1 protein-coding gene is annotated in these 1,426 nt (G+C 68.4%); it reads right to left on the bottom strand.

The genetic code is table 11. The features are described from left to right. Positions 1 to 53 precede the first annotated feature (53 nt). A complete protein-coding gene (locus ACFYE1_RS17375; protein WP_387745777.1) occupies positions 54 to 1,304 on the bottom strand; it encodes an IS256 family transposase in 1,251 nt (416 codons plus the stop codon). Between the last annotated feature and the right edge of the window lie 122 nt (positions 1,305 to 1,426).

The raw sequence follows: 1,426 nt of genomic DNA, 5'->3' as shown, positions 1-1,426 counted from the left end.
GGTCAAGTCCATTTGCGTGGTGTAACGCAGTCCCCGCGTGATTCTTGGGGTGGTCAGGCGCTGAGGGCCAGACCGGGGTCGGTGTCCTCCTTCCCGTCGTCGTCGGCCACGGTGGTGCCCACGGCCTGGGCCTGCTGGAGGAGCTCGATGCCGAGGTAGCGACGGGCTTCGATCCACTCGTCGTGCTGCTCGGCCAGCACTGCTCCGACGAGCCGGATCAGGGAGGTCCGGTCGGGGAAGATCCCGACCACGTCGGTGCGCCGGCGGATCTCCTTGTTCAGCCGTTCCTGCGGGTTGTTGGACCAGATCTGGCGCCAACAGGCCTTGGGGAAGGCCGTGAAGGCGAGGACGTCCGCCCGGGCGGCCTCGAGGTGCTGCCCGACCCGTGGGAGCTTCTCGGCCAGGGCATCCAGTACTCGGTCGAACTGATCGTGCACAGCGGCCTGGTCGGGCTGGTCGTAGACGGAGTGCAGCAGGGTCTTGACCCAGGGCCAGGAGGCCTTGGGCGTGGCAGACATGAGGTTGGCCGCGTAGTGAGTACGGCACCGCTGCCAGGACGCCCCGGGCAGGGTGGCCCCGATCGCCGCGACCAGCCCGGCGTGGGCGTCACTGGTCACCAGCTTCACCCCGGCCAGTCCCCGGGCGACGAGGTCGCGGAAGAACCCCAGCCAGCCGGCCCCGTCCTCGGCCGAGGACACCTGGATCCCGAGGACCTCGCGGTGGCCGTCGGTGTTGACGCCGGTGGCGATCATCGCGTGCACGTTGACCACCCGCCCGCCTTCGCGGACCTTCAGCACCAGGGCGTCGGCGGCCACGAACGTGTAGGGCGAAGCGTCCAGCGGCCGAGTGCGGAAGGCCTCCACCTGCGCATCCAGGTCGGCGGCCATGACCGAGACCTGGGACTTCGACAACCGGGTGATCCCGAGGGTTTCCACGAGCTTGTTCATCCGCCTCGTGGAGACGCCCAGCAGGTAGCAGGTGGCCACCACCGAGGTCAGGGCGGCCTCGGCGCGGCGCCGGCGTTCCAGCAGCCAGTCCGGGAAGTAGGAGCCTTGGCGCAGCTTCGGGATGGCGACGTCGATGGTGCCGGTGCGGGTGTCGAACTCCCGGGCCCGATACCCGTTGCGCGAGTTCACCCGGGCGTCACTGACCCGGCCGTACTCGGCCCCGCACACGTTGTCGGCCTCAGCACTCATCAGCGCGTTGATGAAGGTGGTCAGCATCTGGCGCATCAGGTCCGGTGAGGCCTGCTCGAGGTGCTCCTGAAGGAAGCGGGCAGGGTCGATATCATGAGGTGCGGTCATCGCGTGGGTTCTCCTTGAGAAAAGACTTTGGTCGGTCTTTCCAAGAATCACGCGGTGGCCGCCTCACGTTCGGAACGCCACGCCCCCAGGGCCCGGCGTACACCACGCTAGGGGACGCTACT

Origin of the sequence: Kocuria nitroreducens (assembly GCF_042879195.1) — a bacterium.
Lineage (GTDB): Bacteria > Actinomycetota > Actinomycetes > Actinomycetales > Micrococcaceae > Kocuria > Kocuria nitroreducens.
Note: the sequence above shows the minus strand (reverse complement) of the source record. Positions and strands in the feature narration are given on the sequence as shown.

Coding starts and splice junctions, on each gene's coding strand:
- ACFYE1_RS17375 (WP_387745777.1), bottom strand. CDS start 1,304: ATGACCGCACCTCATGATATCGACCCTGCCCGCTTCCTTCAGGAGCAC.